Source organism: Marinobacter sp. B-21, from assembly GCF_056857895.1.
Genome location: NZ_JBSXNZ010000087.1, coordinates 31,234 through 47,259, shown reverse-complemented (window position 1 = coordinate 47,259; position 16,026 = coordinate 31,234). Strand labels below are relative to the sequence as shown.

14 protein-coding genes are annotated in these 16,026 nt (G+C 54.9%); 11 read left to right on the top strand and 3 right to left on the bottom strand.

Annotated features, from left to right (window positions below; genetic code table 11):
• The first annotated feature begins 134 nt into the window (after window positions 1–134).
• The 5 genes from glgC to glgP all read left to right on the top strand — a co-directional run bounded on the left by glgC (window position 135) and on the right by glgP (window position 7,111).
• Entirely contained in the window at window positions 135–1,400 is a 1,266-nt protein-coding gene (gene glgC, locus AC13C0_RS17690) for a glucose-1-phosphate adenylyltransferase (protein ID WP_482954800.1), read from the top strand.
• Window positions 1,390–3,117 carry a glycoside hydrolase family 57 protein gene (locus tag AC13C0_RS17685; RefSeq protein WP_482954799.1) on the top strand — a complete coding sequence of 576 codons (1,728 nt, stop codon included), beginning with the start codon at window positions 1,390–1,392 and terminating at the stop codon, window positions 3,115–3,117. Before glgC ends, AC13C0_RS17685 begins: the two co-directional genes overlap by 11 nt.
• Entirely contained in the window at window positions 3,114–4,607 is a 1,494-nt protein-coding gene (gene malQ / locus AC13C0_RS17680) for a 4-alpha-glucanotransferase (RefSeq protein WP_482954798.1), read from the top strand. Before AC13C0_RS17685 ends, malQ begins: the two co-directional genes overlap by 4 nt.
• A 102-nt stretch (window positions 4,608–4,709) precedes the next feature.
• Complete coding sequence (locus AC13C0_RS17675) at window positions 4,710–5,069, top strand: PilZ domain-containing protein (RefSeq protein WP_341581989.1); 360 nt, start codon at window positions 4,710–4,712, stop codon at window positions 5,067–5,069.
• A gap of 110 nt (window positions 5,070–5,179) precedes the next feature.
• On the top strand, window positions 5,180–7,111 hold the full coding sequence (glgP, locus tag AC13C0_RS17670) for an alpha-glucan family phosphorylase (protein WP_482954797.1): 1,932 nt from the start codon (window positions 5,180–5,182) through the stop codon (window positions 7,109–7,111).
• Between the two features lie 3 nt (window positions 7,112–7,114).
• Here the strand turns inward: glgP and AC13C0_RS17665 are convergent, their stop codons facing one another.
• Window positions 7,115–8,527 (bottom strand): TrkH family potassium uptake protein, encoded by a 1,413-nt coding sequence (locus AC13C0_RS17665; RefSeq protein ID WP_482954851.1) that lies wholly within the window; start codon window positions 8,525–8,527, stop codon window positions 7,115–7,117.
• 252 nt (window positions 8,528–8,779) lie between these two features.
• Between AC13C0_RS17665 and AC13C0_RS17660 the strand changes: the two genes are divergently transcribed.
• The 3 genes from AC13C0_RS17660 to AC13C0_RS17650 are packed head-to-tail and all read left to right on the top strand — an operon-like array spanning window position 8,780 to window position 10,529.
• Window positions 8,780–9,322 (top strand): porin family protein, encoded by a 543-nt coding sequence (locus AC13C0_RS17660; RefSeq protein WP_482954796.1) that lies wholly within the window; start codon window positions 8,780–8,782, stop codon window positions 9,320–9,322.
• 23 nt (window positions 9,323–9,345) lie between these two features.
• Entirely contained in the window at window positions 9,346–9,921 is a 576-nt protein-coding gene (locus tag AC13C0_RS17655) for an acyl carrier protein phosphodiesterase (protein ID WP_482954795.1), read from the top strand.
• The gene (locus AC13C0_RS17650) at window positions 9,918–10,529 is read left to right on the top strand and encodes an ATP-dependent zinc protease family protein (RefSeq protein WP_117617126.1); all 612 of its coding nucleotides are present in this window, start codon (window positions 9,918–9,920) and stop codon (window positions 10,527–10,529) included. The genes AC13C0_RS17655 and AC13C0_RS17650 overlap by 4 nt, the downstream gene beginning before the upstream one ends.
• 10 nt (window positions 10,530–10,539) lie before the next feature.
• Here the strand turns inward: AC13C0_RS17650 and AC13C0_RS17645 are convergent, their stop codons facing one another.
• Together AC13C0_RS17645 and AC13C0_RS17640 are read right to left on the bottom strand one after the other, a co-directional pair.
• Window positions 10,540–11,379, bottom strand: a complete 840-nt coding sequence (locus AC13C0_RS17645) for a substrate-binding periplasmic protein (protein ID WP_482954794.1) — start codon at window positions 11,377–11,379, stop codon at window positions 10,540–10,542.
• Window positions 11,380–11,437: 58 nt separating this feature from the next.
• Complete coding sequence (locus AC13C0_RS17640; RefSeq protein ID WP_482954793.1) at window positions 11,438–12,817, bottom strand: aminotransferase-like domain-containing protein; 1,380 nt, start codon at window positions 12,815–12,817, stop codon at window positions 11,438–11,440.
• 219 nt (window positions 12,818–13,036) lie between these two features.
• Between AC13C0_RS17640 and dctP the strand changes: the two genes are divergently transcribed.
• The 3 genes from dctP to AC13C0_RS17625 all read left to right on the top strand — a co-directional run bounded on the left by dctP (window position 13,037) and on the right by AC13C0_RS17625 (window position 16,004).
• The gene (gene dctP, locus AC13C0_RS17635) at window positions 13,037–14,092 is read left to right on the top strand and encodes a TRAP transporter substrate-binding protein DctP (protein WP_482954792.1); all 1,056 of its coding nucleotides are present in this window, start codon (window positions 13,037–13,039) and stop codon (window positions 14,090–14,092) included.
• Window positions 14,093–14,157: 65 nt separating this feature from the next.
• Window positions 14,158–14,685 (top strand): TRAP transporter small permease subunit, encoded by a 528-nt coding sequence (locus tag AC13C0_RS17630; RefSeq protein WP_482954791.1) that lies wholly within the window; start codon window positions 14,158–14,160, stop codon window positions 14,683–14,685.
• Window positions 14,682–16,004: a TRAP transporter large permease gene (locus AC13C0_RS17625; protein ID WP_482954790.1), complete on the top strand. Its 1,323-nt coding sequence runs from the start codon at window positions 14,682–14,684 to the stop codon at window positions 16,002–16,004. Before AC13C0_RS17630 ends, AC13C0_RS17625 begins: the two co-directional genes overlap by 4 nt.
• Window positions 16,005–16,026: the final 22 nt, after the last annotated feature.

Below are 16,026 nucleotides of genomic sequence, written 5' to 3'. Positions count from 1 at the left end.
AAAAAATGACCCCAAACAAGTTTACGTCATAATTCCATGATAGTGTTCTAATATGATTACAGACGTCAAAAACGTAGCAACCCCTTGCGGTTGAACGACCGGTTACAGGGAAATTTTTCTTCAGGGAAGCAACTATGCAAACGGCCAAGCGTTTCGTCAGTCGCCTTACTCGTCAAACTCTCGCGCTGGTTCTTGCCGGAGGTCGGGGCTCCCGCCTCCATGACCTCACCAACTGGCGGGCCAAACCAGCGGTTCCCTTTGGTGGAAAGTTCCGCATCATCGATTTCCCACTGTCGAACTGCATCAACTCAGGCATCGGCCAGGTTGGTGTCATCACGCAGTACAAATCTCACTCCCTGATCCGGCATATCCAGCGGGGCTGGGGGTTCCTTCGAGGTGAACTGGACGAATTCGTTGAGCTGCTGCCTGCCCAGCAGCGCATCGAGACCTCCTGGTACGAAGGCACAGCGGATGCCGTTCTGCAAAACCTCGACATCATCCGCAGCCACAGCCCGGAATACGTGCTGATCCTGGCTGGCGACCATGTCTACAAGATGGACTATGGCACCATGCTGGCCGCCCATGTTGAGAATGACGCCGATATCACCGTGGGTTGTATCGAGGTGCCTGTTGATGAAGCCTCGGCATTCGGCGTGATGTCGGTAGACGATGGGCTCAGAGTCACTGAATTCGTAGAGAAGCCGGAACAACCCAAATCTATGCCCGGCCAGCCTGGTAAGGCACTGGCTTCCATGGGCATCTATGTGTTCAGTACCCAGGTACTGTTCGATGAGCTGATGCGCGATCACAAGATGAACGGTGAGTCATCCCACGATTTCGGCAAGGATATTATTCCGTCTGTGATCAAGCGCCTGCGGGTGGTGGCTTTTCCGTTCCGGGATCCGGTATACAACAAGCCCGCTTACTGGCGGGATGTCGGCACCATTGATGCCCTCTGGCAGGCCAACCTGGAACTGATTGGCATCAGTCCTGAACTGAATCTCTACGATTCCCACTGGCCGATATGGACGTACCAGGAGCAATTGCCGCCGGCGAAGTTCATCTTCGATGATGAAGACCGCCGGGGGGCTGCGGTGGATTCCATGGTTGCGGGGGGCTGCATTGTCTCAGGCGCGATGGTGAGACATTCGCTGCTATTTTCGCAGGTTAGGGTGCATTCTTACAGTGACATCTCAGACTCGGTCATCTATCCGGACGTAGAGATTGGCCGCCACTGCCACATCCGCAATGCCCTGATTGACCGTGGCTGCCGCATTCCGGAAGGCTCACGCATCGGTTTTGATGAAGTAGAGGACCGCAAGCGGTTTCATGTTTCTTCCAAAGGTATTGTGCTGATCACGCCCGAAATGCTCGGGCAGGATTACCCCCATGGCCTCTGACACCAAAACTCCGGTGGTGCTTTGCTGGCACATGCACCAGCCTTCCTATCAGGACATGCGCACAGGCCAGTTCCTGTTTCCCTGGGTGTATCTGCACACCATCAAGGATTACAGTGACATGGCAGCCCACCTGGAGCGCGAGCCTGAGGCAAAAGCCGTGGTCAACTTCGCCCCGGTTCTGCTTGAGCAGATTGAAACCTACCTCATTCAGATTGAGCGATGGCACCATGGCGCCGGGGAGATCGGCGACCCACTGCTCGCGGCTCTGGTAGCAGAGGAACTGCCCGAAACCGGCACACCGGCGTTTCTGGGCCTGATGGAGAAATCCCTGCGGGCCAATCCGGATCGTATTATCAGGCGCTACCCAGCGTATGCGCGGCTGGCTGAGCTGGCCGATGTCTATCGCAAAAAGCCGGAACTGCAGCGATATATTTCCAGCCGGTTCCTGTCGGATCTTCTGGTCTGGTATCACCTGGGCTGGGTGGGCGAAACCATACGCCGTGAAAACCATTGCATTCGGAGCCTTCAGGAAAAGGGCCATAATTTCTCAATGGATGACCGCCGGGCCCTGCTGAATGTGATATTCGATGTGTTATCCGGCATCGGGCCGAGATACCGGCACCTGGCCCAGAAAGGGCAGGTTGAACTGTCTGTCAGCCCTTATACCCACGCCATGCTGCCGTTGCTGCTGGAACTGGAATCCGCCAGGGAGGCCATGCCGGAGATCACTTTACCCAACCACAGCCACTATCCGGGTGGTGAAGAGCGGGCCGGCTGGCAACTGGAGAAGGCGAAAACCGTTTTCCAGCGCTTTTTTGGCATTGAGCCCGCAGGCTGCTGGGCGTCCGAAGGCGGCCTCAGCCAGACCACACTGGGCCTGCTGGATGACGCGGGATTCCACTGGACCGCCAGCGGCGATTCGGTGGCTCACAACAGCCTCAACCGGGCACGGGAAGAAAATCCGGATCTGCCGGATTCCGGCATTCACCAGCCGTACACCTTCGGTGACTCCCCGGTAACCGTTTACTTCCGGGACGATGGCCTGTCCGATCTGATCGGCTTCACCTACGCCGACTGGCACGCCAAAGATGCTGTTGGCGACCTGGTCTATCACATGGAAAACATCGCCGGGCAAGCCCGGGGTAAGTCCCGGCCGGTTATTTCCGTCATCATGGATGGAGAGAATGCATGGGAATACTACCCGGAGAATGGCTTTCATTTTCTGGATGAGCTCTACCGGGTACTTGCGCATCACCCAAAACTGAAACTGACCACCTACAGCGAACTGGTCGCGCACCCGGTCGCTGAATCCATTCGCCTGCCGCACCTTGTGGCCGGAAGCTGGATTTACGGCACCTTTTCCACCTGGATAGGCGACCCGGACAAAAACCGCGCCTGGGATCTGCTCTGTGAGGCGAAAATCCATTACGACCGGGTGATGGATAACGGCAGCCTCAATGCAGAGCAAAAAGAATCCGCGAAAGAACAGTTGGCGATCTGCGAGGGCTCCGACTGGTTCTGGTGGTTCGGAGATTATAACCCGGCCCAGATCGTCAGTGACTTTGAACACCTGTACCGTCGGCACCTGGTGAACCTGTACGAGATGATCGGTTATCCGGCCCCACCCTCCGTATTCCAGCAGTTAAGCCAGGGCAGTGGGGAACCGGCACGGGGAGGCACCATGCGGCCAGGGCACGAAGCGGATAAGCCGGTATGACTTCAAGCAACCCCGATGATCTGTTCAGTACCCGGCGGGCCGGTGTTTTGCTTCACCCAACCTGCCTGCCAGGATCCTGGGGTGTTCTTGGCGCGAGCGCCCGCACCTTTGCCGATTTCCTGGCGGACTGCAGCCTGAGCATCTGGCAAACACTGCCCATCGGGCCAACTCATCGGGACCTCTCGCCCTACCAGTCATTGAGTGCCCATGCCGGCAATCCGGACTTCATAGACTTGCATGAACTTGTCGAGGCGGGTCTTCTGGCAGACCGGGAACTGTCGCAGCCCGCGCCCGAAGTGCGCCACCAACTGCTGACCCTGGCTGCGAAACGCTTTTTCATCAGCGATGGTGGCGGCAGGAACGGACTCGACAGGCCAGTCTATCAACGCTTCCGGGCAACCAACGACTACTGGCTGGATGATTTCTGCCTGTTCTGGGCGATTCGGGAGGTTCAGGATTCATCGGACTGGCTGCAATGGCCGGACTCTCTGAGAGACCGGGATAGCGGAGCCTTGCGCGACTTTATTGACCAGAACCGCTCCCGGCTCGCACGGATCCGGTTCGAGCAGTTTCTGTTCCATCACCAATGGCAGGCGTTGCGCGACTATGCCCGGAGCAAGGGGGTTTTACTGTTTGGTGACATCCCCATCTTCGTTGCCCATGACAGTGCCGATGTCTGGGCCAACCGACATCTGTTCAAGCTTGATGAACGGGGTGAATCCACGGTGGTTGCCGGCGTACCGCCGGATTATTTCTCGTCTGAAGGTCAGCACTGGGGCAACCCGCTCTACAACTGGGAGGCCATGGCGGCCGATGGGTACCAATGGTGGCTGAAGCGGCTGGAAAGCCAACGCCACCTGTTTGACCTGATCCGAATTGATCACTTCCGTGGCCTGCAGGCCTATTGGGAGATTCCGGCAGCGACACCAGAACCCAGGTATGGCTACTGGGTATCCGGCCCCGGCGACCATTTTCTCGAAGCCTGCTTCACCCGGTTCCCCGACTTGCCCCTTGTGGCCGAAAACCTGGGCATTATCAGCGACGATGTGGAAGAGCTGCGCAAACGGTTCCGATTACCAGGGATGACGGTGATGCAATTCGGCTTTGACGGCAGCCCGGATAATCCGCACCTGCTACACAACCATCATGCACGGGATCTTGTGTACACGGGGACCCACGATAACGACACCACCCTTGGGTGGTACCAAAACCTTGACGACCACACACGGCGGTACGTTAACGAATACCTGGGAACCACAGGGGAGGGCATGCCGTGGCCCCTTATTGAGGCGGCTTTCCGGTCGGTGTGCTCGCTGGCCATCGTTCCCATGCAGGACTTTTTTGGGCTTGGAACAGAGGCCCGGTTCAACACACCGGGAACCGTGGAGAATAACTGGATATGGCAACTGGACTGGAATCTTTGCCAGAAAGAGCTGTCAGACAGGATCACCGAATCAGTGCGACAACATGGTCGCCTGTCGTGGTGCTGACTGGTTTTTGATCAGCATCAAAGAAGCGTCCTCAAGAGTCCGATATAAGACACAGACAGCTTCAACAATTGGCGCTCTTGATGAGTCACCGGGGGAGGGTACATGGAACACAGACTCAGTAAACGCGTTCACGGAAAGCTTCGCCTGCTGGTGTATAAACGCGGAATGCCCGTAGCAACCGGTCAGATCCGGGACGCCTCAAAGCGGGGCCTCTTCATTGCGACAGATTACACCGATGTGCAGTTAAACCAGACCGTCGAACTCGAATTTCGTTTTCCCGACAAACAGGAAAAGCAGTGCCGAAGGCTGAAAGCCCATGTTGTCCGCAAATCAGACAAAGGGCTTGGCGTGGATTTCGAAGGCGTTGAGAACGACAGCTTTACCGTCTCCTCGTTAATCTGCTGGCTGAAAAAACACCCTATGCCGATGAACTATTTTCCGGTTCGCCGGCAAGCCTACTGAAATCATCAAGGAGGATTTTCATGGCACGACTCGAAGGTAATGAGCTGGTGATTATTGATGGCGGTTACACCACTCATTGATGTTATCTCTGATCTGACAGGACGTCAGCCTTGACCCTAGCAGCCTATACACCGCGGTCCTTACCGGAATCCCTGAACGGTTTGTTTCGTCTGGCACTGGACCTGCGGTGGACCTGGCACCACGGCAGTGACGAGTTGTGGCGCGCACTTGATGAAGAAACCTGGGATGCCACCCACAATGCCTGGCTGGTTCTGAACAGTGTGTCTGGTGAAAGGCTCGAAGACCTCGAGCAGGATCCTTTATTCCAGCAACGCTATCTCGAACAGCTGGCGGCCCACCACAAATTCGTTAACGCCAACACCTGGTATTCGGAAGACTGTGCAGGCGATCTGGGGCAAGGCATTGCCTATTTCTGCACTACCCACACCTCGGTGGCCGCCGGCTTTGACCACTTTTCCGGATCTCTGCTCCGGCTTTACCTGGCTCCCTGGCTGGAAGGCCGGGATCTGAGCGCGGATCAACTTCTGGAACTGGGCAGCGAGCGTGCCATGACCGGGGCGGACTCCGCCGACCAGCGCCTGAATATGGCTTTGCTTGCGTTAAATATGAGCGGCCGGATAAACGGGGTCAGCCGCATCCATCAGAAGGTTTCGCAGACTCTCTTCCAGCCGTTTTTCCGACGCTGGCCGATTGAGGATATTCCGGCAGACTTTGTGACCAATGGCGTACACACGCCCAGCTGGGATTCACCGGAATCCGATGCCATCTGGACACGGGCCTGTGGCCAGGACCGATGGTGCCGCCCGCTGCCGATGTCCTGCCCGATGACAGCAATCACGGATGAAGAGTTATGGGAGATGAGGCGGCTTCAGCGCAACCGGCTGATTGGTTACCTCCGTCGACGGCTTTCAAGCCAGCATTGCGAGCAGAACCCGGCCAACAACCACGCTGCCGCGTGCGGGCTGTTGCTGGATCATGAAACCCTTACGCTTGGCTTCGCCCGACGCTTCACCGAATACAAGCGGCCCGATCTGCTTCTGAAGGACCAGGAACGTTTGCTCAGGCTACTGGCAAGCCGGGACCGGCCGTTACAGATTGTGCTTGCAGGTAAAGCCCACCCCTATGACCACCGGGGTAAGGAGATCATCCGGCGATGGAAGGCCTTTTCAAGACGACCAGATGTGGAAGGCAAAGTGGTTTTCATCGAAGACTACGATCTGGGCGTTGCCAACCAGTTGATCCAGGGCGTGGATGTATGGCTTAACTGCCCCCGGCATCCCTGGGAAGCCTGCGGCACCAGCGGCATGAAGGTACTGGTCAATGGTGGCCTGAACCTGTCCCAGTATGATGGCTGGTGGGCAGAAGCCTGGAACGCCGATGTGGGCTGGGCTATCCGCCCCGGTGCCACCTTCGAGGAACTGCGCAGTTCGAGCGAGCATGACCTTTCGGACGCCCGGGAACTCTTCGATTTGCTGGAACACGAGGTGATTCCCGGTTTCTACGATGTGGACGAGCAGGGCCTGCCCAGAAAATGGTTGCAACAGATTCGGGCCAGCATGGACCAGCTCACTGCCGCTTATTCGGCCAACCGTATGGTTCGCGAATACGTGGAACGATTCTATTTGCCAATGACGGAACAGGGGAAGCTGCGGAGCCCGGAGACGGCGGCCGAAATTCTGGATGAGCAACGGCAAATCAGGAGGCACTGGCCACGGCTGCGCTTCAGCGCATTCAATGTTGCCGAATCGGGTGCCAGCCAGACTTACACGGTAGAAGTATACCTTGATGGTATCGATGAACAGAGAATTGCTGTTGAGCTGGTGGCAGAGGCCTCTGAATACGGGCCAAGAACGGTTACCACGATGGCGATGCAGCACCCGTTGAGCGGATCCGCTCACAGCTACCGGTACGAATGTACGGTGCCGTCACGCCCCGAGGGGCACTACACCCCGCGTTTTCGGGTGCATGACGAACGCCTGAACCTCCCCCTTGAGAACCCGGCAATACTCTGGCTGAAATAACCCTCAGGTGCGCCAGAACGCTGGCGCAAGCATAATCACAACACTCAGGATTTCCAGACGACCCATCAGCATTCCCACCGATAGCACCCATTTGGCGGCATCTGGCAGCGGCCCGAAATTCCCTGCCGGACCAATGATATCTCCGAGACCCGGCCCCACATTGGTCAATGCTGTGAGGGCGCCAGACAGGGCTGTGACGAAGTCCAGTTGCATAGCCGCCAGGGCAACCGTTATCAGCAGCAGGCAAAGCAGGAAAATAAAGGTGTAAGCGATCATCGAAGAGATGATTTCATCACTCACCGAGCGGCCATTGTACTTCCGGGTAAGCACCGCGCGGGGGTGCAGCAGGCGCATCAACTGCTCACGGAGAATGATCAGTGACAGCTGGAACCGGAAGATCTTCATGCCACCGGCCGTGGAACCGGAGCAGCCGCCCACGAACATCAGGAAGAAAAACAGCACGAACGTCAGTGGACCCCAGGCCGAATAATCCTCGGAGGCGTAGCCAGTGGTTGTTACGACCGAAGTTACGTTAAACAGAGTGGCTGCATAGTTGTGGACCGGATGGAACGGCACAGGAGAGACCATCCAGCGGTACAGGGTCAGCAGTAAAGGAACGACGAAGAGAATCGTCAGAAACAGACGAACCTGCTGATCCCGGAAAAGCACACCGTGCTGCCCGTGCATCTCCCGCACAAACAGGAAGAAAGGCAGACTGCCAATGATCATGAAAAAGGTGGCCTCCATCAGGATCAGATCACTGAACTTGCCCATGGACATGTCGGAGGTAGAGAAACCGCCCGTTGCAATGCTGGTAAGCCCATGGTTGAAGGCATCGAACAGCGTCATGCCGGAAAACCGGTAAGTCACCACAGCAATAATCGAGAACGCCACATACACGAAAAGAAGGCCCCGGCTCAGTGTCTTCATTCTAGGCAAGGCCTTATCCGTCCACTCCGAAGATTCCGTGGCAAACAGACGCATACCGCCTACACGGAGAAACGGCAGAACCGCAACGAACATGCCGATGATCCCGATTCCGCCAATCCACTGCAGGATCGAACGCCAGATCAGCAGGTCCTTATCCATGGTATCCAGACCACTGAGCACGGTTGCACCCGTAGTGGTAATACCTGAGGTGCCCTCAAAAAACGCATCGGCGGCGGAAATTTTCAGATCACTCAGGTAAAAAGGCAGAGAAGAGAGCAGCGCAATAATGAACCAGGACGAAACCGTAAGCACGAACATGTACCTTGGCTTCAGCTCCCGCGGTTTCCGGTAGGTGAAGCCCATACCCAGAATCCCCAGGCCACAGGCAATAGCCGCCGATTCCGCAAACGCCATGGCATTTGGCGTTTCGGAGCCCGCAAGCAAAATGACAGGCAATGTCATGAAAATGCTGAGAAGCACAAACATGACGCTGACGATAAAAATAACGGGGTAAAGATTTCTCAATGGACGCTCGAGCCAGCTGATACCGGGAGACGGCGTCAGAATACCTGTGGGTACAACCTTCCGCAAGGTAACGCAGAACCGAACCCGGAATTACCGGCGAATTAAATCACTGTAAATATCGGGTAAATGCGGATCTTTCTGATGGCAAATATCGTGAGTCTGATGCAAGTTCAGTGTTGCTACACCGAATTTTTCGGTTAAGGAGAAACCATAATGAAACACGCACGTTCACTTGCCGTATTTTTTGCGACCGGTCTGGCGGCTGCCGGCACTGTAAGCGCCCAGGATATGTACAAATCCGGCGTTGGCGGCCTCTATACCGGCCTGAATTACACCTTCATCAACCTTGAACGCGGTAGCGCCGATGCCGATGTGGGCACGCTTTCAGCCAAGGTCGGCGTGATGGCCACGCCATTTCTGGGTATCGAAGCCCGGGGTGGTTTCGGTGTGGATGATGACCGGATTGGCGGAGCAGATTTTTCGCTGGACAACTTCTTCGGCGGCTATGCCACATTCAACCTGGTCAACGAGTCTCCGATTACGCCTTATGCCGTTCTCGGCTTCACCCGGGTCGAAATCGAAGCGGATTCTTTCCTTGGCACTGCAACCGAGGATGAAACCGACGTTTCCTACGGCATCGGGATGAATATGGAGTTCGCACCGAATCTGTCCGGAAACCTCGAATATATGCGTTACTATGAGGACAACGATACCGAAATCGATGGCCTGGGCGTCGGCATTCAGTTCAACTTCTGAGACCAGACCACCGGGGAGACCGCTTGAACCATCTGGCTCACGTATTTCTTGCGCCTGATTCACCCGAAGCCCGGGTGGGCAGCATCCTCGGCGATTTTTCCCGGGGTGTCGATCTCTCGGCACTCCCGGACGCGGTGAGGCAGGGCGTTCGCCACCACCGGGCTGTCGACCGTTTTACCGATCAGCATCCGGACGTTCTGGACAGCAAAAAGGTTTTTTCCAGGCAACGACGGCGTTTCGCCGGTGTTGCCCTTGATATCCTTTATGATCATTTCCTACTTAAACACTGGAACCGATTCAGCGATGTTGAACCTGAGCTCTTTATTCACCGGATATACCAGGAGTTGCAGGAATACGAGCATCTGATGCCTTCACCCATGGCCCGGGTAACTCGCAGAATGGTCTGGCATGACTGGTTTGGGGCCTATAGAGATCTGCAGAATGTGGGCTATGCCCTGGACCGGGTTGCGGGACGAATCCGGTTCCCGAACAACTTCACTGGCATCATCATAGAGATCCGGGAAAACGAAGCTGAACTGGAGCAGAAGTTCCTTTCATTTTTTCCCGATTTACAGGAATTTGCAGGAGACATTGAATGAAGTTTGTGAGTAAGGCGGGAGCGGCTGCCGCACTGTTTTTCCTCTCGACGATTGTTGTTTCCGCTGAGTCAGATTCAAACAGTGAAAAACGCTCACCGGAAACCCTTGGCTTTGTGGAATGGGTGGTGATGCAGGATACCAGCCTTCGCCTTAAAGCCCGCCTGGATACCGGTGCCAAAACCTCGTCTCTCCATGCTGTTAACGTCGAACCGTTCGATAAAGACGGCAAGGAATGGGTGAGTTTTCAGATTCCACTGGGCGATCACGAAGACCAGCCAACCGAAGGCGAACTGGACCATGAGAATGTCACTCTGGAGCTTGAACGGCCGGTAGAGCGAACGGTCCTCATCAAACGCAAAGGCGCGCCTTCACAGAGGCGATACGTGGTACGTATGGAATTCTGCATCGCAGGCACCACCCATGAAACACAGTTTTCACTGACGGACCGGGGCAAGTTCTCCTACCCGGTACTCCTGGGCCGGCGCTTCATGCGCGATGACAACATTCTGGTGGACTCCGCCGACGCATTTCTTGCCAAACGGGAGTGCGAGTACATGACGCTGAAAGAACTGGCCGAAAAGCATCAGGCAAAAGTGCTTGAGAAATAATTCTGTGTTATCAAGAGCAGGGACCGGGTTCCTCTTCCCAGTTCGCGAGCCTTTCCCGAAGGATAGCTTCTGCCTTGGGCGAACTGTATGCCTCCAGAGCCTCATCAATGATGGCTTTGTATCGGCCACTCTCTCGTAGTGACGCCAAGCCCTTGTTGAACGCCTGAATCAGACGGGCGGATTTTTCGTCGTTCCTTGAGAATGGCAAGCGAAAGAACGACGTTCTGACGGGCTTCGGGTGAAAAGTGAGCCGGGATGCCGCAACAGGCCCCAACTGCTGAACTATCATGACTTCACCTACCACAGGGTCCATCGGGAACAGATCGATTCTTCCCAGGAGTAGCTTCTTTAAATTGGCAAGGTCGGAGGTTGTCACATCTCCGGAAACAAGCCCGCTTTTGATGACGTCGGCCAATGTCTCCCCATAGCTGTAATCCTGAGTAAGTCCGACGGTCATACCTTGAAGGTCCGTCAAGGTTTCCCAGTCGAAAGGCTGCCCGGCCCGGTAATAAAAATACCATCCGTAAGGAATCAGGGCAGCGGAGAACACGAACTCCCGGCTTCTATCTTCAGTGCAAGACCACACAGCAGATGCTTCATAATCTGGTGAGTGAACCAAGGCCAGCGCTCTGGACCAGGGGAAGTAAGAAAACCTGACTTCAATTCCTTCAAGCGCAAAAGACTCCCGAATGATCCGCGCAAGAAATCCGCCGCCCGGAAGATCTTTATCCAGGTATGGGGGCCAGTGTCCGGTCGTAATACGAACAGTTTCCGTGCTTCGGGTTATCGGAATGTGCAGCACCGTGGAAAAAAGCACAATCAGAAATACGAAGAACCATCCGCGCCTCATAATCGGCAGTGCCTCAAGCTGTGATTAAGCTTAAGTTTAGACTACGCTCTACTTCGATTCATGAAGCCAAAGCGCTTCTCATGAAATTGAGGAATTTATGATTGTTTGCATGCGCGATATTGACTCTTAACGCACTGGCTCCACCGCTTTCGGCTAAATGAAACAGATCGCTGGCCGCGAGGAAGATGCCCTGTTTAGCTGCCTGATGGGTCAATTCCATACCGTCAACTCCCTCCGGTAAAGGGCACCAGAGATAGTACCCGCCAGTGGGGTTGTCGATGCCGTTCAGCCCAAGGCTCCTCAGGGCAGACACCGCGTCGATGCTGGCATTGGCAACTCGATCCCTCAAACGCTTCAGATGTCGCCGGTAACGCCCACGGACAATCATTTCATGCACGATACGTTCTGTGATGCCAGAACTGCTGACCACCGTAAGCATCTTGATATCCGTAAGTGAGTCAATCAATGCCGGGCTGGCGGCGATATATCCACACCGAAGGCTTGCTGACAGGGTTTTGGAGAATGTACCGACATAAATCACTCGATTCAGTGCATCCAGGGAGGCCAGGTGAGGAGTAGACCTGGGCAGAATATCCGCAAACGGATCGTCTTCAATAATCACCAGATCATATTTCTCGGCGATGATTAGCAGCCGGTGCATTTTTTGCAGCGACATGGATGTTCCGGTCGGGTTGTGAGCCATAGGCTGCACAAAAAACAGCTTGGGGCGCCACTGTCGGATTTTGTCCTCAAGCAAATCGAGATCGGGTCCATCCGCTTCCCGGTTTATGCCAATTACTTTTGCCTTCTGAAGCTTCAGCTTGCCAAACATCGGGTAGTAGCCGGGGGTTTCAACCAACACGATGTCTTTAGCATCAACAAAGTGACGGACGATCAAATCCAGCGCGTGGTTGGCACCAAAGGTCATGAGCACTTGGTCCGGACTGGCATTAATCGAACGCTCAGCGAGGGCGCGGGCGACATCTTCCCGTAGCGCCTGGAAGCCCTGAGGGCGGCCATATTCAAAGTCATCCGCATAGTCCGATACATTTGATGTACGTTTCAGATAGCGACCAATCTCCGAACTCTCCATCCAGCTGGCGGGTAAGCGGCCATCTCCAGCCCGAACCTCATAATGTTGATTCAGCTGTTCCCTCAACAAGGACACCAGGTCGACAGCCTCGGTGACGTGTTCCGACCCGGACGCGGGCTGGGACGAGCTGGCTGATTGAACGTAGAACCCGGACCCACGTCGAGGGCTGATATACCCGGTAGCTACCAGGCGGTCATAAGCATCCGTAACTGTATTTTTGGATACCCCGTGACCTTGGGCGGCCACTCTGATCGAGGGTAATCGCGTACCGGGAGGCAACGAGCCGGATTCAATTTGCTGGATCAGGCTATCGGCAATTTGTTGTGCACGCGAGATGTTCCCCACAATATTACTCCATAATTGTCCCAGCTTAACTGCTGGTACAGTCCGCAGTACAGATAGTGTAATTGTCACTTGTCCATTCTAAGCCGCTGTCCTAATTTGTACAGGCATGCCGTTCTCTTGGTCAGATGGATGTCGGCCTGGCGATGCTAACAAAAACAACAGGGCGTATTTCGGGCGGTGATCGTCAAGGAATGTGCCACCAGTTAGATGGAGAACAAAATGAAAGAATTGATCAGCCAAAACGCCTCGGCGGGAATCCGTCGCACCCTTACCGGCCTCCTCAGTGCCGTAATCCTGTACTCCGGGATGGCCTCAGCGGCCGAATCACCATCTGTCAGTTGGCGCATGCAAGCTCTTTGGGACGCTGGCACAACTCCCTATGAGTTTGAAAAGAGGTTTGTCGATCGAGTGTCTGAACTGACCAATGGCAAGTTTTCAATCCGACTTTTTGGCGGCGGACAACTGGTCCCTTCGGCACAGGCATTCGAAGCGGTTCGCGGTGGTGCTTTTGAAATGATGAAAACGTTCGATGGCTACGAGGCCGGTTCAGTTCCTGCTTTCGCATTCACCAGTACTGTGCCTTTTGGTTTTCCTGAGTCTGACCAATACGAAGCCTGGTTTTATGAAAAAGGAGGCCTGGAGTTTGCTCGTGAAGCCTACTCCAAGGCGGGACTTTTCTACATTGCTCCCACTGTCTACGGACAGGAACCAATTCACGCCAAATTTCCGATCAACAAGCTCGATGATGTTAAAGGCAAGAAAGGGCGCTTCGTTGGGCTCGCCAGCACGGTGATGAGCAAATTCGGCGTCTCCACTACACCACTTCCAACAGCTGAGGTATACCAGGCACTAGAGAAAGGCGTGATCGATCTTGCCGACCGGGGCGACCTGACCGCAAACCTGGAAGCAGGGCTGGGGGAGGTTGCCAAATACGTTATTGTCCCCGGTTTTCATCAGCCCACCACCGCCACCAGCTATGTTGCCAACCAGCGCGCCTATGACAAACTACCGGATTCCTACAAAGCTGCTCTGGTAACCTCCGCCCGGGAAATCTCATCTGCTCTTCGTCAGCACATTCTGGCTCAGGATGCCGTCGCACTTAAGAAGTTCAAGGAGCAGGGCGCTGAGATCATCTATCTCGACCCCTCCATTGTGACTGAGGGACGCCCCACAGCAATGGAAGCCTGGAAGGAAGCCGCAGGAGATGACGAACTGGCAAATAAGGTATTGAAAAGCCAGGTTGATTTCATGAAAGAACTGGGACTGCTGGAGTAAACAGCAGGTTGTAGCTCCAAGCCAGCCCGGCTCCAAGGGGCTGGCTCCCGGTTTGAGGACCATGCATGTCATTCGTTAACGGCTATTGCCACGCCATTACCCAGATCAACCGATGGTTCGCTATTCTCGCTTCGTTACTGGTCTTCGTGATGGTTGCCGCCATCTCTTACGAGGTCGTTGCCCGCTACTTTTTTGACGCTCCGACTGTGTGGGCGCTCGAGTTGTCGACCTTGCTGCTGGGGCCTTATTTTATGTTGGCGGGGCCATATATCCTGCACACTGCAGGCCACGTCAACGTCGACATTCTCTATGGCAAGCTGTCGCCCCGTGTGGCGGCGATGGTAGATGCCGGTATCTACCCGATCATCGGATTGATTTCTTGTGTTCTGATTTACCAAAGTATTCCGGTAGCAATGAACTCAATAGAGTCCGGCGAAACGTCTTTCTCGTCCTGGAATCCGGCCATTTGGCCGGTCAAGACCCTGATACCAATCGCCTTCAGCCTGTTATTACTGCAAGCGATTGCCGAAATGCTGGTTGCTATCCAGCGCGTTGGCCACCGTGCTGAACACCAGGGGGAGGGCAGAGCATGAACTCCACCTTAGTGCTTTCTGCGATGTTTATCTCCTTGCTGCTGCTGTTACTGAGCGGGATGCCCCTGGCATTTGTTCTGATGTCCCTGGCGGTGGTATTCACTATCTTGCTGTGGGGAACTGATGCTCTGGTCTTGACGGTACTTCAGACCTACGACGTGATGACATCTGATGTGTTGTTGGCAATACCGCTGTATGTCTTGATGGCCAGCATCCTTCAGCGCTCAGGCATCATCGAAGCGCTGTACAAAGCGATGGAGCTCTGGTTCAGACAGATTCCCGGTGGCCTGGCTGTTGGCACGATTGCAATCTGCACAGTAATGGCAGCCATGACCGGCATAGTGGGAGCCGCCGTTGCCGCCATGGGTATCCTGGCACTGCCATCCATGCTTCGGCGTGGCTATGACGAAAAGCTTGCACTCGGAACCATCTGTGCTGGCGGGACGCTGGGGATCCTTATTCCGCCTTCCATCATCACGATTGTTTATGCCGCCACCGCTCAGGTCTCGGTGGGCAAGATGTTTGCAGCGGGTATTGTCCCGGGTATGGTTCTGGCCGGCCTGTACATTTCCTACGTGGTTATTAAAACCATGTTGAAACCAAGTGTTGCGCCGGCTCCGGAGCAAACCGATATCAGTTGGCTGGCAATGTTCGGGTCGCTGAAATCTCTGATGCTGCCAACGCTGATTGTGTTCAGCGTACTGGGCAGTATTTACGCAGGGATTGCCACGCCGACTGAGGCAGCTGCGGTTGGGGTCGTCGGAGCGATGGTATCGGCAGCCCTCCAGAGTACACTTACAGCAGCCAATCTCAGGGATGCCGCTATGGATACCCTGCGAGTGACCACGATGATCATGTGGATAACGATCGGTGCAAAGATTTTCGTTTCCATCTTTACCGGCACCGGCGGGGCAGATTCACTTCTGATGTTCATCCAGGGTCTGGAGCTGAATCGCTGGATGGTGCTACTGGCGATGATGGGCATCCTGGTATTGCTCGGTCTGTTTCTGGATGAAATTGGCATTATCCTGCTGTGTGTGCCGGTCTTTATTCCCATTATCAACGCGTTTGATTTTGATCCTATCTGGTTTGGCGTGCTGTTCCTGATCACCGCACAAATGGCCTATATCACACCCCCGTTTGGTTACACGCTGTTTTACATCAAGGGTGTGTTGCCTCCTGGTATCGGTATGGAAACCGTCTATCGAGCCATTGTTCCATTCCTGGTGCTGCAATTGTTGGCTTTGCTGCTGTTCATGCTATTCCCGGATCTGGTGACCTGGTTACCCAACCAATTGTCCCAGCGCCTTGTATCGTGATTTTTCGTTACGGAGATTGATT